General features: G+C 63.4%; 14 protein-coding genes. 6 read left to right on the top strand and 8 right to left on the bottom strand.

Annotated features, from left to right (window positions below; genetic code table 11):
• Position 1: 1 nt before the first annotated feature.
• Positions 2 to 1,639: an ATP-binding protein gene (locus tag ABD884_RS01960; RefSeq protein WP_345035060.1), complete on the top strand. Its 1,638-nt coding sequence runs from the start codon at positions 2 to 4 to the stop codon at positions 1,637 to 1,639.
• Positions 1,640 to 1,753: 114 nt separating this feature from the next.
• On the opposite strand, the gene ABD884_RS01955 is transcribed toward ABD884_RS01960, so the two are convergent.
• The 3 genes from ABD884_RS01955 to ABD884_RS01945 all read right to left on the bottom strand — a co-directional run bounded on the left by ABD884_RS01955 (position 1,754) and on the right by ABD884_RS01945 (position 3,529).
• Complete coding sequence (locus ABD884_RS01955; RefSeq protein WP_345035056.1) at positions 1,754 to 1,939, bottom strand: hypothetical protein; 186 nt, start codon at positions 1,937 to 1,939, stop codon at positions 1,754 to 1,756.
• A gap of 83 nt (positions 1,940 to 2,022) precedes the next feature.
• Positions 2,023 to 2,874, bottom strand: coding sequence for a response regulator transcription factor (locus ABD884_RS01950; RefSeq protein WP_345035052.1), 852 nt, complete (start codon positions 2,872 to 2,874; stop codon positions 2,023 to 2,025).
• A gap of 79 nt (positions 2,875 to 2,953) precedes the next feature.
• The gene (locus ABD884_RS01945) at positions 2,954 to 3,529 is read right to left on the bottom strand and encodes a GNAT family N-acetyltransferase (protein WP_345035048.1); all 576 of its coding nucleotides are present in this window, start codon (positions 3,527 to 3,529) and stop codon (positions 2,954 to 2,956) included.
• A gap of 139 nt (positions 3,530 to 3,668) precedes the next feature.
• Here ABD884_RS01945 and ABD884_RS01940 point away from each other — a divergent pair, with 139 nt between their 5' ends.
• From ABD884_RS01940 to ABD884_RS01930, 3 genes are read left to right on the top strand one after another with little or no spacing between them, the layout of a single operon-like run.
• Complete coding sequence (locus ABD884_RS01940; RefSeq protein ID WP_345035045.1) at positions 3,669 to 4,187, top strand: hotdog fold thioesterase; 519 nt, start codon at positions 3,669 to 3,671, stop codon at positions 4,185 to 4,187.
• 7 nt (positions 4,188 to 4,194) lie between these two features.
• The gene (gene paaK / locus ABD884_RS01935; RefSeq protein ID WP_345035038.1) at positions 4,195 to 5,547 is read left to right on the top strand and encodes a phenylacetate--CoA ligase PaaK; all 1,353 of its coding nucleotides are present in this window, start codon (positions 4,195 to 4,197) and stop codon (positions 5,545 to 5,547) included.
• A 53-nt stretch (positions 5,548 to 5,600) separates the two neighbouring features.
• Positions 5,601 to 6,203 (top strand): TetR/AcrR family transcriptional regulator, encoded by a 603-nt coding sequence (locus ABD884_RS01930; protein ID WP_028265321.1) that lies wholly within the window; start codon positions 5,601 to 5,603, stop codon positions 6,201 to 6,203.
• Between the two features lie 119 nt (positions 6,204 to 6,322).
• On the opposite strand, the gene ABD884_RS01925 is transcribed toward ABD884_RS01930, so the two are convergent.
• Complete coding sequence (locus ABD884_RS01925; RefSeq protein ID WP_345035027.1) at positions 6,323 to 6,730, bottom strand: VOC family protein; 408 nt, start codon at positions 6,728 to 6,730, stop codon at positions 6,323 to 6,325.
• A 207-nt stretch (positions 6,731 to 6,937) separates the two neighbouring features.
• Between ABD884_RS01925 and ABD884_RS01920 the strand changes: the two genes are divergently transcribed.
• The gene (locus ABD884_RS01920) at positions 6,938 to 7,258 is read left to right on the top strand and encodes a GYD domain-containing protein (RefSeq protein WP_028265323.1); all 321 of its coding nucleotides are present in this window, start codon (positions 6,938 to 6,940) and stop codon (positions 7,256 to 7,258) included.
• A gap of 89 nt (positions 7,259 to 7,347) precedes the next feature.
• Here the strand turns inward: ABD884_RS01920 and paaZ are convergent, their stop codons facing one another.
• From paaZ to ABD884_RS01900, 4 genes are all read right to left on the bottom strand, one after another.
• On the bottom strand, positions 7,348 to 9,450 hold the full coding sequence (gene paaZ, locus ABD884_RS01915; RefSeq protein ID WP_345035020.1) for a phenylacetic acid degradation bifunctional protein PaaZ: 2,103 nt from the start codon (positions 9,448 to 9,450) through the stop codon (positions 7,348 to 7,350).
• 194 nt (positions 9,451 to 9,644) lie between these two features.
• Positions 9,645 to 10,370, bottom strand: coding sequence for a tyrosine-protein phosphatase (locus ABD884_RS01910; RefSeq protein WP_345035015.1), 726 nt, complete (start codon positions 10,368 to 10,370; stop codon positions 9,645 to 9,647).
• A 70-nt stretch (positions 10,371 to 10,440) separates the two neighbouring features.
• Complete coding sequence (locus ABD884_RS01905) at positions 10,441 to 11,076, bottom strand: LysE family translocator (protein ID WP_345035010.1); 636 nt, start codon at positions 11,074 to 11,076, stop codon at positions 10,441 to 10,443.
• A gap of 161 nt (positions 11,077 to 11,237) precedes the next feature.
• Positions 11,238 to 11,837 (bottom strand): GNAT family N-acetyltransferase, encoded by a 600-nt coding sequence (locus ABD884_RS01900; protein ID WP_345035007.1) that lies wholly within the window; start codon positions 11,835 to 11,837, stop codon positions 11,238 to 11,240.
• A gap of 146 nt (positions 11,838 to 11,983) precedes the next feature.
• On the opposite strand from ABD884_RS01900, the gene ABD884_RS01895 reads away from it, so the two are divergent.
• The gene (locus ABD884_RS01895) at positions 11,984 to 12,937 is read left to right on the top strand and encodes an endonuclease domain-containing protein (RefSeq protein WP_345035001.1); all 954 of its coding nucleotides are present in this window, start codon (positions 11,984 to 11,986) and stop codon (positions 12,935 to 12,937) included.
• Positions 12,938 to 12,942: the final 5 nt, after the last annotated feature.

Here is a 12,942-nt window from a genome sequence, read left to right as displayed (position 1 = left end):
AGTGGAGAGTCGCTTGACTATCGACGCCTCGGTGCCGAAGAGTGCCTTGGTGGCCGACCCCGATCCGATCCGTCGCGCGGAGACCAACGCGGCGCTCACCTCCGCGGGGTTCGTGGTTCGTTCAGCGTCCGACGCCGGCTCGCTTGCAGCCGCGCTGGAGAGCGAGCCGAGTGACGTGCTGGTGGTGGACAACGGGCTCCGGGATCTGCTTCCCCGGAATGTTGCCCCTGTTCTGCTCATGCTGGACCCGGACGACGAGCTTGATGTTTCCGCGCTGGAAGCATGGACCATCGCGGATTTTGTGTACAGTGGCCAGCCCCCGGCCGTTCGGGCAAGCAGGGCACTGGTACTGATTGCCCGGGCCAGCGAAAGGATGCGCCGCCGCGCGGAAACCGAATCACTGAGGGAAAGCCTGCGGAAGGTGTCCTCGGCGATCCGGTCAACCATCGATCCAGCGCAGATCGCCCGGCATCTGGTGGATGGAATCGGCGACGCCCTGGGCGCGGAACACGTCTGGTTCACCACGTTCCCGGACGCCCGCGTACCGCAGGTCAGTGCCGAATGGAACGCTCCTGGCCTGGCCCACGGAGTCCTGCCTGTCGAGCTCACCGACGAGGTGACCAGGTTCGAAGTGGCGGAGCACCTGTGGGCCGAAGCGGAGGTTCAGCCGCTGCCTCGGCGGGCTCTGCCGGGGCAGCCCGATGGTGCGCGTGCGCCGGGTGGCGCCCATGCGCCGTCGGCCTCTGTTGTTGTGCCGGTAGGCGAGGGAGATCTTGTTCTGGGGGTCATCTGGATCGCCCGCCCGGACACGGCACAGGAATGGACGCGGGCCGAAATTGGCCTGATCCAGCACGTATCGGGGAACCTGGCTTATGGCCTGATGCAAAGCCACCTGATAGGCGCACAACAGGAGGTCATGTACAAACTCCAGGAACTGGACCAGGCAAAGACCGACTTCCTGACCACGGTGAACCACGAACTCCGAACGCCTCTGACCTCAATCACGGCTTATCTGGACATGATCCGCAGCGGCGCCGGTGGAGCGATTCCCGCGGGCGTGGAGCGGATGGTCGACGTCATTTCACGAAACGCCGAGCGCCTCCGCCGGCTCATCGAGGACATGCTCACCGTCTCGCACCAGAACAGCTCCGGTGAACTCCACTTGAGCCCCGTGAATGTGGGCACCATGCTCCGGCTCGTTGTCTCGGCCTTGCAGCCCCTCGCCGAGTCCCGTTCGCTGTCGCTCACCGTGGCGCACGCGCCAGGAACCGTGACGGTACAGGCCGATGAGGCCAAGCTGGAGCAGGTCTTTTCCAACATCATCAGCAACGCCATCAAATTCACCCCTGACGGCGGCCATGTCGCCGTCAGCAGCGAGATCACCCCGGACCCGGTTCCCAGCGTGGTGGTGCGTGTGGAGGACACCGGCGTCGGAATTCCCGAAAAGGAAATCGACCAAGTGTTTACGCGGTTCTTCCGCGCTTCGAACGCCTCTACGGCGGCTATCCCCGGGAGCGGCCTTGGCCTCGCGATAGTCCACGACATTGTGGAGCGCCATTCCGGCGCGCTGGATATCGAGTCCGGGCTCGGAGTGGGAACCACCGTCTCGGTCCGGCTCCCCCTCAATACCAGGAACTAGGGGCAAAAAACATCGCCCCGGGCGGTGGCCCGGGGCGATGTAGGAATTGTGCGTCCACCCAAGTAGCTAGCAGTTATTGTCGTTATGAGGCGTCTAAACGACATCAAGTGCTAGTTAGTTGGGCCACCAGCCGATCGACGCGTAGTGCACCGGGTCAGTCACAACAGGAACGGTGGTAACCGTCGTGGTTGTGGTGGTTGTAGTGACGTTGGGGGTCTTCGGCGCAGCGTTGGCAGGAGTGACAAATCCGCCAATAGCCAGCAGACCGGTCATGAGAAGGGTGGCGGCGAATTTCTTCATACAGTGCTCCTTTGAGCTGTTAAAATCCGGAGGGTTACGCTCACAGGCTACGGAGCCATGTTAAAGGTTCCCTTAAGATCTGCTCAGTTTTCCGAAGTCTTTGCGGCCAGACGGTACCCCACGCCACGAACAGTCTCCACCCAACGGGGCGACTGCGCCGAATCGCCGAGCTTCCGCCTCAGATTAGCGATGTGAACCTGGATAGCGCGTTCTTCGGACTCACTGACATAGCCACCGGTTTCGTACTCCCTCGCATGGAGCCAGCGGGCCAAACCCGTGGTGCTCCGGACAACACGCCCGGCCTCCATGAGCGCTTGGAGGAGATCGAACTCGGTACGGGTCAATTGCACCTCTTCGGCACCCACCCGCGTAGTCCGCGTGGCCACGTCCAGGTAGAGGCCGTTGTGTTCCAGGCCCGTGTGTTCCTCGGCCGGTTGCCCGTTTGCCGGTTGCCCACTTGTTGGGGGCGGGGAAGGGACCGGAGCGCTCAGCGCCATGGCCCCCTCCGCTCGCGGCAGCTCCGACGTCGCGCTCCCCCCGGAAACTCCGCTCAATAGCTTGCTGCCGCGCGGCCGGCGCAGGAGCGTCTCGACCCGGGCCAGGAGTTCGCGGGCCCGGAAGGGCTTGGTGATAAAGTCGTCCGCGCCAACGGCCAGACCTTGCAGCGTGTCCACCTCGCGCGCACGGGCGGTCAGCATGACGATGTAGGCGTCGCTGAACTCACGGACGCGGCGGGTCACCTCGATCCCGTCAATGTCCGGCAGGCCCAGGTCCAGGGTTATGACGTCCGGATTATGGAGGCGGACCGCAGCCACGCCATCCACACCGTTCCCGGCCGCATAGACCTCCAAGCCCGAGGCTTCCAGGACAGCATGAACCACCTCACGAATGTCATCGTCATCCTCGATTACTACGGCTACGCCAGATGCGCTCACTTGCCGACCCCCCGATCTCCCCTGCTCAGCCCACTTTACCGCCGTCGGCGCCTGCTATTCTTGCGCATTTCAGGGTAAGTCACGCATCGATGCTCTTTCGCCGCTTCCGTGCGCGCCATTCGGAGTCGAGTATGGCAAAGATCACCTGGGTGGACCACTGGCCTTTGTAGTGCCAGTTGTCCACAAGGACCGCCTCCCGACGCATGCCAAGCCGCTCGCACAAGCTCGACGACGAGGTGTTCAGGGCATCGAGCTTGGCGTCGATCCTGTGGAACATGAGGGTCTCAAAACCCAGCCGGAGGACTGCCTCGGCTGCCTCTGCCGCGTAGCCATGGCCCCGGCTTTCCGGTGCGAGGATCCAACCGATCTCGGCCTGCCCCGTGCCCGGCAGCCATTTGAGCACCACTTCGCCCAGCAGCCCCGCTGAGTCCGCGCGCTCTATGGCCAGGCACGCCCAGTCGCCCTCCTGCTCGAAGGTGAAATTGGCGTAGCGTCCCAGCGCTTCCATGGACTGCGTGAGGGTCAATTCATGCCGGAGGAGAAATCGCGCCGTTTCCGGAAGTGACTGGTAGGCATGGAATCGCTCCAGGTCAGTGGCCTCGAACCGGCGAAGCACGAGTCTCGGCGTCCGGAGGGGAAGTTCAATACGGGGCATGCCTTGAGGCTACTACGTCGCGGATTGGAGGCCGGCGGGAGCAACAAATCGGTTCCGCCGAGCGGCCGCCCCTTGACAGTTCAAGGAAACTGGGATTACCTAATGAACATTCGGTAAATAAAGCTGGAGGCATTGACGCATGGTTGAGACCACCCTTTCTGGCGCAACGCAGCACCAGATCCTCAAGAACGACCCCGCCTCCGAGTGGATGGGCCTCGAGGTCCTCAAGATCGACGACGGCCACGCCACAGTCCGCATGACCCTCCGCCAAGAGATGCTCAACGGCTTCGGAATGGCCCACGGCGGAATGATCTTCGCCTTCGCGGATTCGGCATTCGCCCTCGCCTGCAACCCGGCCAACCCCTCGCCGTCGGAAGCCGACTCCATCACCGTCGCCGCCGGCGTCGACATCAACTTCCTCAAGCCGGCCTATCAAGGTCAAGTGATCACCGCCGTCGCAAACCGCCGCGCCAACAACGGACGCAGCGGCCTGTACGACATCCAGATCTTCGCTGCGGACCCGGGCGATCTTGCCAGCACCGGCTCGGGTGCCGCCCCCGACGCCGGTGCGGGCACCCACGTGCCCAAGGATCCGGGCCGCTATGGCGAGCTCATCGCCGAGTTCCGTGGCCGCAGCCGCACCATCTCCAAGAAGTAGGAAGACCATGACACAGAACACCGTCGCCGCTCCCGACGCACCGCTTAACACCGCACAGCTAGATCGCGAAGAAACCATCTCCCGCGACGAGCTCGAGGCCCTGCAGCTCAGCCGACTCCAGCACACCGTGGCCTACGCCTACGAGCGCGTGCCGCTCTACAAGCGCAAGTTCGACGACGCCGGCGTCCACCCGTCCGACCTCCAGGAACTTTCCGACCTCGGCAAGTTCCCGTACACCACCAAGGACGACCTCCGCGAGGAATACCCCTTCGGCATGTTCGCGGTGCCGCAGAACGAAGTGGCCCGCATCCACGCCAGCTCCGGCACCACCGGCCGGCCAACCGTCGTCGGGTACACCAAGAACGACCTCGCCAACTGGGCTTCCCTCGTGGCCCGCTCGCTCCGCGCCTCGGGAGTCCGCCCGGGCATGAAAGTCCACAACGCCTACGGATACGGCCTGTTCACCGGCGGCCTGGGTGCCCATGCTGGAGCCGAAGCCCTCGGCTGCACCGTCATTCCGATGTCCGGCGGCCAGACCGAACGCCAGATCCAGCTGATACAGGACTTCAAGCCGGACGCCATCCTCGCAACCCCCACCTACCTGCTGACCATCGCCGATGCGATGGCCCAGATGGGTGTCGACCCGGCGTCGACGTCGCTCAAATACGCTGTGCTCGGCGCCGAACCGTGGACCGAGGAAATGCGGCACGAGCTCGAAACCACCATGAACATCAAGGCCTGCGACATTTACGGGCTGTCAGAGGTCATGGGCCCGGGCGTCGCAGGCGAGGCCGTGGAGACACAGGACGGCTGCCACATCTGGGAGGACCACTTCCGGCCGGAGATCATCGACCCCTTCGATCCCTCCCGCGGGGTAAGTGCCGTGCTGCCCGACGGCGAGCCTGGCGAACTCGTCTTCACCTCGCTGACGAAGGAAGCCTTGCCGATCATCAGGTACCGCACCAAGGACCTCACGCGCCTCCTGCCCGGCACCGCCCGCCCGGCGCACCGACGCATGGGTCGCATCACCGGCCGCAGTGACGACATGATCATCCTGCGCGGCGTGAACCTCTTCCCCTCGCAAATCGAGGAAATCGCTCTGCGCATCCCCGAGCTCAGCCCACACTTCCAGCTCGAACTCACCCGGCCCGAGGGCAAGCGCATGGATTCCCTGACCGTCAAGATCGAGCGCCGCGAGAACGTCTCATCGGAGGCTGGCACGACGGCGGCACACGCCTTGCGCGAGCAGATCAAGATCCACGTGGGTTCTTCGTGCGTGGTGGAGGTCGTCAACCCCGGATCGCTCGAGCGCTCCAACGGCAAGCTGCGCCGGGTCTACGACATGCGACCCAAGAGGTAACCTGCCAAGGCGGGTGCACTGTTCAACCGACCGTTCATGGGAAAATGGCCAGCATGCCTAGTGAAACAGCAACCAAGCGGGGACGCCCCGGATACGACCAGCAATCTGTGCTGCTCATCGCCGTCGACGTTTTCAACCGCCACGGTTACGACGCCACTTCCATGGGCATCCTGGCCGAAAACCTCGGGATCTCGAAGTCGGCCATCTACCACCACGTGCCGTCCAAGGGCGATCTCCTGAAGCTCGCCCTCGAGCACGCCTTGGGTGGGCTCGAGGGCATCCTGGAGCAGCCCGAGGCTGTTACCGGGGCAGCCGACGCACGCCTGGAATTCGTGCTGCGGCAGACCATCGCCGTGTTGGTGGAGCGGCTCCCGTTCGTCACGCTGCTCCTGCGACTCCGCGGCAACACGGACATCGAGCGGGATGCCTTGGAACGGCGTCGCACCTTCGACCACAAGGTGGCTGCGCTGATTTCGGCTGCCCGCGAAGAAGGCTCCCTCCGCCAGGACATCGATCCCCGCACCGTGACCCGGCTCCTGTTCGGTACGATCAACTCGATCGTGGAATGGTACAAACCGGGCGGCTCGCTCTCCCCGGAGCGCCTCGCCGACGACGTCATCACCATGGCGTTCGACGGCCTGCACGCCTCGGCGTAGCCCTCTCCAGCCTGCCCTCCTGTCCCGACGCTCGCTCACCTTTATGGCCAGATGACAGAACCCTCCCTCACTAAAAGTGAAGGGGGGTCTGCGTGGTTGGTGCGTGTTCTTTCAGCCGATCAGAGCTGATATTCGGCCTGGGTGCCCAGGTTTTCATGGACGCACAGAACATTGTTCTCCGTGTCCATGAACCAAGCGCACTTTTCCGCGTCGGTTGTACAAATGTGGTGTTCGGTCTTGAGGTCCGGAAGGTCGTAGTCCCGGAATTCGACGCCGCTCGCCTCCATTTCCTCGACTGTCCGCTCGATGTCACTTACTTCAAAGGAAAGGGCAGTGTGCGACGAGTGCATCCCGTCCTTGATGGGCATCAACTGCAGCATGGGACCGCCGTCGATGCCGAACAAATCATTTCCATCCCAAGTCATGCCGCGGTGCGGGAGACCGAGTTTCTCAGCGTAAAAGCTGCGAGCTCGAGCGACGTCATCGACTGGCAAGACGGTTGTGGCTGTTCTGAGTGCTATGTTCACTTCGCCACCTCCTACGCTAAGAATCTTACGCCGGGAGGGGCCTGAAGGAACTTACAGATCCCTAGCCTAGACCGTTGTCAGGGCGAGGACCTCGGCCTACTATGTGCACAGCCCCCTCGCAGGGGAACAACTCCGGGACCTTCCCTCAATGGGTGATGGGAGCACCTTAGGAGGCCCGAGTCCTGGACATCACGGGACGGGAAGACAATGACCAAATATCTATTCGAAGCAAACTACGTAGGCGACGGAATCACGGGGCTGTTGCGCGAGGGCGGCACCAAGCGTCGCGATGCTGTGGTCGATGCACTCAAATCCGTAGACGGATCGCTCGAATGTTTCTACTACGCTTTCGGGGAGACCGACGTCGTCGGGGTCTTCGAAATCCCGGACGCGGCTAGCGCCGCCGCCCTCTCACTCATGATCAATGCGACGGGCGCAGTGCGCCTGCATTTGAAGCCGCTCATGACGGTTGAGGATCTCGACGAAGCTGCCAAGAAGACCCCGGCATACCGCGCCCCGGGGCAATAGAACCTCCCAGCACGGGACGCTCCCTCACAAATGAACCAGTTCAAAAGTGAGGGAGCGTCCGGTCAGGACACCACAAACGTGAACGAGCGTTACTTCTCCACGAGGGTCAGGACGTCGTAGGTGGCTACGATCTCGTCGTTCTGGTTAGTGAGGACGGCATCCCAGGCTACTTCGCCGTATTCGTCGGTTTCGCGCGGGGTGATCTTCTTGGCCGTGAGCGTGACGCGGATCGAATCCCCTGCGGCCACCGGAGTGATGAAGCGCAGGTTTTCCAGGCCGTAGTTGGCCAGGACGGGGCCCGGAGCGGGTTCCACGAAGAGTCCGGCCGCCCAGCTCAGCAGGAGGTACCCGTGCGCGACGATTCCGGGGAAGAACGGGTTGGCTTCGGCCGCTTCTTGGTTGGTGTGGGCGTAGAAGGTGTCCCCGGTGGAGTTGGCGAAGGCAGTGATGTCGTCCAGCGTGACCTGTCGGAGTTCGGACCGCACTGCGTCACCGATACGCAAAGTAGCAAGCGACTTGCGGAACGGGTGCGTTCCTTCCGTCTCCACGGTGAAGTTGCGGTCCGCGCCGGTGTGCCAGACGCCGGTCACCGCAGTGAGCATGTTCGGCGAACCCTGGATGGCGGTGCGCTGCATGTGGTGCATGACGGAGCGGATACCACCGAGTTCCTCGCCACCACCGGCGCGGCCTGGACCGCCGTGAACCAGATGCGGCACGGGCGAACCATGCCCGGTTGACGATCGGGCGTCCTCGCGGTTGAGCATGAGGACGCGTCCGTGGTGCGCCGCGATTCCGGTCACCAATTCGCGTGCAACAGCGGGGTCATTAGTGCATACGGAAGCCACCAGGGATCCGCCACCGCGGGCGGCGAGGCGGACGGCGTCGTCGAGGTCCGAGTACCCGATCACGGACGATACCGGACCAAAGGCCTCCAGCGAGTGGACAGCGTCCGAGTCCACGTCAGCCCAGCTCAGCACGACCGGCGACATGAACGCTCCACCCTCCACGACCCCCACGGTTCCGTCCAGCGAGGTGACCGACGGCGAATCGAGCGTCCCGTACGCAAGTTCGCCACCGGCGTCGAGCATGGATTGCACCGCGGCGCGAACGTCGGCCAGCTGTTCAAGGGACGCGAGGGCACCCATCGTGACGCCCTCCGCGCGGGGGTCACCCAGCACGACGCGCTCGTCAACCCGCGCGCCGATGGCGGAGACGACGTCGGACACCAAGTCCTGCGGCACGATGGTGCGGCGAATCGAGGTGCACTTCTGCCCGGCCTTGACCGTCATTTCGGTGACGACCGACTTGATGAAGGCGTCGAACTCGGGGGTTCCGGGCACGGCGTCGGGCCCCAGGATGGCGGCGTTGAGGGAGTCGGTTTCCGAGGTGAATCGGACGCCGCCCTGGACCACGTTGACGTGGGACTTCAGCGAGTTGGCGGTGGAAGCGGAACCGGTGAAGGCGAGAATGTCGCGGTAGTCGAGGTGGTCCAACAAGGTGCGCGCGGACCCCGAAATGAGCTGCAACGAGCCGTCCGGCAGGATCCCGGACTCCACGATGGCCTTGACCGCGGCCGCAGCAACGTAACCCGTTGGAGTCGCCGGTTTGGCGATGGTGGGCACGCCGGCCAGGAAGGCGGGCGCGAACTTCTCGAGCATGCCCCATACCGGGAAGTTGAAGGCGTTGATCTGGACGGCGACGCCGGGAATGCGGGTATAAATGTGTTCGCCGGCGAACGAACCATCCTTGGAAAGAACCTCCATGGGACCGTCCACTACAACCTGCGAGTTGGGCAGTTCACGGCGGCCCTTGGATCCGAAGGTGAAGAGCACGCCGATGCCGCCATCGATGTCGATCATGTTGTCGATCTTGGTGGCGCCGGTCTGCGAGGAGGACGCATACAGCTCTTCCCGCCGGCCGTTGAGGTACTGCGCAAGCTCCTTGAGCTTGAGGGCGCGCTGGTGGAAGGTGAGCTTCCCCAGTTCTCGCTGGCCCACCGTGCGGCCGTAATCGACGACGGCGGCAAGGTCCAGTCCGTCGGTGCTCACGTTGGCCAGGACTTCTCCTGTGCTGGCGTCACGGACCGGCACCCCGGCTGAGGCGTCGGCGCTGGGGGTCCACCACTGGCCCTGGACGAAACTGGGCACGGTTTCAACAGTTGTGGCTTCCGGAGCGACTGCGGTACTGGTCATCGTCGACGGGTCCTTCCAAGGCACGGGCACGAAATGGACTGAACGGCCACAATTTACTGACCGGCCGTTCGGTAATATCCCCAGAATACATGAGAGCTCGGATCTGCACACTAGACGCCTCCTCGGACCGCGCCCTTCCTGACCCTGTTTGCCGCACTTTCGCGCCGGAATTCCGCGACTCACCGTGCCGCACGCTAGTCCGTTCGGCTTCCGAGTTTGGTACAAATGGCGGCGACTTCGGCCTCGGTGACGCCATGCGCGGTCAGGAAGGCGCCGGCATCCAGCGAGTGCGCGAATTCCAGCAGGCTTGCGCTGCGCGAGGCCAACACGGCTTCCAGCGCATCTTCTTCCAAGTAGGCATCGTGGGCATGCGGCGCCCGATGGTGGCGGTGGCGCTCGTTGATTCCCCGCATCCCCTGCTGGTAGCCGCGTATGATCTCCTCGTCACTGGCGCCGGCGAGATTCTGCAGGATGACTGCGATGATTCCACTCCGATCCCGTCCCGCCGCGCAATGGACCACCACTCCGCCGGGTGCCGCGGCGATGGCTCTGAAGACCGTCGCGAGCTTAACCGCGAAGAGCCGGACATAGTCGGCGTAGTGCGCAGGATCTCTCAGGTAAGGGCCGAAGAGGGCAGTGAACTCTTCGTTCGACGGGTCCTCGGTGGGGCAATGGACGATCTGGATACGCGAGGTTACCTCCGCGGAAACCACGGGATCGGCTTCCCTTGGCTGCCCCTCACTCACGGTGCGCAAGTCGATCACAGTGCGGATGCCGGCGTCGTACATTTGCTGCCATCCTGCATCGGTGAGCCATTCCCGCCGGCCCATCCGGTACAGGCACCCAGCGATGTGCCAGGCGTTCACTGCGCCGTCCCAATGGATGCCCAGCTGCTGGGGGTCGGTCGAGGTCCCATCCATACCGGACAGCTAACCACACGAGCAGGTGTGAGTGAAGGCGAAGTAAGCCGTGCTCCCGCCTACCCGACCGTTAGGCGGAGGCCAGGGATTTGCTCAGGATGGTCCCGCCGACACCGATCAGGACTGTCCCGGATCCACCGGTGATGATCCGATTCACGCGGGGACGGGCCAGTGCCGTGGAGATCTTCCTGAGCGCATGGACCAGCACGAAGTACCAAGCCAACGCGGTGAGGAGGAAGATGCCCGCCATCAACGCGTGCTGCCCTAGTGGGGGAAGCGGTGCAAGATTGAACTGAGGGAAAAGGGACAGATAGAACACCGCGACCTTGGGGTTGAGCAGGTTGCTCACCATTCCTTGCAGAAATGGTGAGTGCCCTTGGAATCCAAACCTGGGCGCCGAAGCCGTGGGTTTACTGTGGGAACGGCCGAACGCCTCCAGCAATGCGCGGGTCCCCAGATAGAGCAAATACGCAGCGCCGGAGATCCTGATGACGTTTCCGATTACTTCCGACGCTCCCAAGAGAGCCGTGACGCCCAGCACGGCGAGAAGGGCAAGGATCGTGTTGCCGACCATGATTCCGAGTGCAGTCCTCGCCGCTGCTCCGGGCCCGCGGGGTGCGTTCTTCAGTACAAGGGCAAAATCAGGACCCGGGACGAGGACCACGACGACGCAGGTCAGCACAAAAGCCATCAGTTGTTCGACCATAAGGGGGCTGCTTCCGAAGAATGGATGTGGCTCAGGCCGACTTTCACCGGCCGCCTTCAAAAGTGTAGCCGCACGAGGGGACGCCTCCACTTCCCTCCGGCCAACCCAACTGACTAGCAGTTGTTGTCGTTCTGGGCCCTCATAACGACAACAACTGCCAGCTAGTTGGGGAGGCGGGACGCCAGCCGGAACTCGAGGCCGGTACGTACTGCGGGCCATTCGTGTTCGAGGATGGAGAACACCACGGTGTCGCGCAGCACTCCGTCCGCAGTCCGGGAGTGGTTCCGGAGCACACCGTCTTGCTTGGCGCCCAGCCGGGCGATGGCATGGCGCGACTGGTGGTTGAGCCAGTGCGTACGGAATTCGACGGCGGGGCAGCCGAGGGTTTCGAAAGCATGGCGGAGGAGCAGCAGCTTGGAATCGGCATTGCTGCCGCTGCCGTGTGCGGAGGCGGCATTCCAAGTGGAGCCGATCTCGACGCGCGGGGTAGCGGGGTCGATGTTCATGTACGTGGTCATACCGATGAGCTTGCCGTTCGCCTTCAACCGGGTGGCGAACGGGACCATGGATCCCTGGACCTGCAGCGCGAGGCGTCGTTTGATCTCAGCGGCCATGCCTTCGGGCGTCGGGACCGAGGTATACCAGAGCTTCCACAGCTCGCCGTCTTTGGCGGCATCCACCAAGCCGTCGTGGTGTTCAGGGCTCAATGGCTCCAGGGTTACGAAGCGACCGTCCAGGGTCACGGGGGCAATGAGAGTCACCCGGTTAGCCTAGCTGACCCAACTAACTCGCATTTGTTGTCGCTTTGAGGCGTCAAAACGACAACAAATGCGAGTTAGTTGGGGGTCCGGGGGGTATGCCTGTGGATAACTCAAAATGGCCTGACTCGATTTGCAACGATGGGGCGATGAGGACCCCGCAATCCCTGCCAGCGCCGCTGGCGGTTGCCCCGTTCACCTGTCAAGAAGCGGCCGACGCCGGTGTAAGCCACCGGCGGTTGAGGCACCCATCGCTGCACTCGCCAAGCCGCGGCATCAGGATTCCGGAGGCCGCCCTGGTCGAAGGGCAGGCAAAGGACGTCAGTTTGCCGCTGGTCATCCGGCCCTTCACCGTGGTGACCGAATTTTCCGCAGCATCCCACGCCACGGCCTTCTCGCTATGGCGGTTCCCTGGGTTCCTTCCGGGTGGCGACGATCCACGCATCCACCTGTCACGCCCGGACACCATGGCCATTCCTCGCCGAACCGGAGTGGTGGGACATGTGGGACAGTTCTTCGACGACGAAATCACGAGCGTTGACGGGCTTCTGATCACCACCCGCGCCCGGACCTGGCTGGATGTTTCCAGGAAAATGAGTATCGATGAGCTGACTGTTGTGGCGGACCATTTGCTGCGGTTCCCACGGCCCGAGCTCGAAGGGCGCACAGAATCACACGGGACACGTGAACAACTGGCCGAGATGCTGGATCGGCACAAGGGTACGCCAGGCATCCGGAAAGCGCGCCTGGCTCTCGAACAGGCACGGATCGGCTCAGACTCCGCCCCCGAAACGCGGCTCCGGCTGGCGCTTGAACGGGGCGGCTTGCCCGAACCCCAACTAAACGCGGTCACCGAACTAAGCGCCGGCGTCGTGCGTCAACCGGATCTGGGCTATCCCGAACACCGTGTGGCAGTCGAATACGACGGCGCAACGCATTCCGAGCCCGCCCAGATCGTCCGGGATATCGCCCGCGAAGAGGATTTCAGTCGCGCGGGCTGGCAACTGGTGAGAATCTCCAAACGCCATATGGCGAACGACGCACGATCCGCCGTCGCAAAAGTCCGCGCGGCGCTCCTGGACCGCGGTTGGAACCCCAAGTAGCTGGC

Source organism: Arthrobacter methylotrophus, from assembly GCF_039539965.1.
Classification (GTDB): domain Bacteria; phylum Actinomycetota; class Actinomycetes; order Actinomycetales; family Micrococcaceae; genus Arthrobacter; species Arthrobacter methylotrophus.
Note: the sequence above shows the minus strand (reverse complement) of the source record. Positions and strands in the feature narration are given on the sequence as shown.

What these genes read in the sequence shown, in the direction of transcription:
- ABD884_RS01955 (WP_345035056.1), bottom strand. Translation starts at nt 1,939, where the DNA reads ATGAAGAAATTCGCCGCCACCCTTCTCATGACCGGTCTGCTGGCTATT.
- ABD884_RS01945 (WP_345035048.1), bottom strand. Translation starts at nt 3,529, where the DNA reads ATGCCCCGTATTGAACTTCCCCTCCGGACGCCGAGACTCGTGCTTCGC.
- ABD884_RS01940 (WP_345035045.1), top strand. Translation starts at nt 3,669, where the DNA reads ATGGTTGAGACCACCCTTTCTGGCGCAACGCAGCACCAGATCCTCAAG.
- paaK (WP_345035038.1), top strand. Translation starts at nt 4,195, where the DNA reads ATGACACAGAACACCGTCGCCGCTCCCGACGCACCGCTTAACACCGCA.
- ABD884_RS01930 (WP_028265321.1), top strand. Translation starts at nt 5,601, where the DNA reads ATGCCTAGTGAAACAGCAACCAAGCGGGGACGCCCCGGATACGACCAG.
- ABD884_RS01920 (WP_028265323.1), top strand. Translation starts at nt 6,938, where the DNA reads ATGACCAAATATCTATTCGAAGCAAACTACGTAGGCGACGGAATCACG.
- paaZ (WP_345035020.1), bottom strand. Translation starts at nt 9,450, where the DNA reads ATGACCAGTACCGCAGTCGCTCCGGAAGCCACAACTGTTGAAACCGTG.
- ABD884_RS01910 (WP_345035015.1), bottom strand. Translation starts at nt 10,370, where the DNA reads ATGGATGGGACCTCGACCGACCCCCAGCAGCTGGGCATCCATTGGGAC.
- ABD884_RS01905 (WP_345035010.1), bottom strand. Translation starts at nt 11,076, where the DNA reads ATGGTCGAACAACTGATGGCTTTTGTGCTGACCTGCGTCGTCGTGGTC.
- ABD884_RS01895 (WP_345035001.1), top strand. Translation starts at nt 11,984, where the DNA reads ATGAGGACCCCGCAATCCCTGCCAGCGCCGCTGGCGGTTGCCCCGTTC.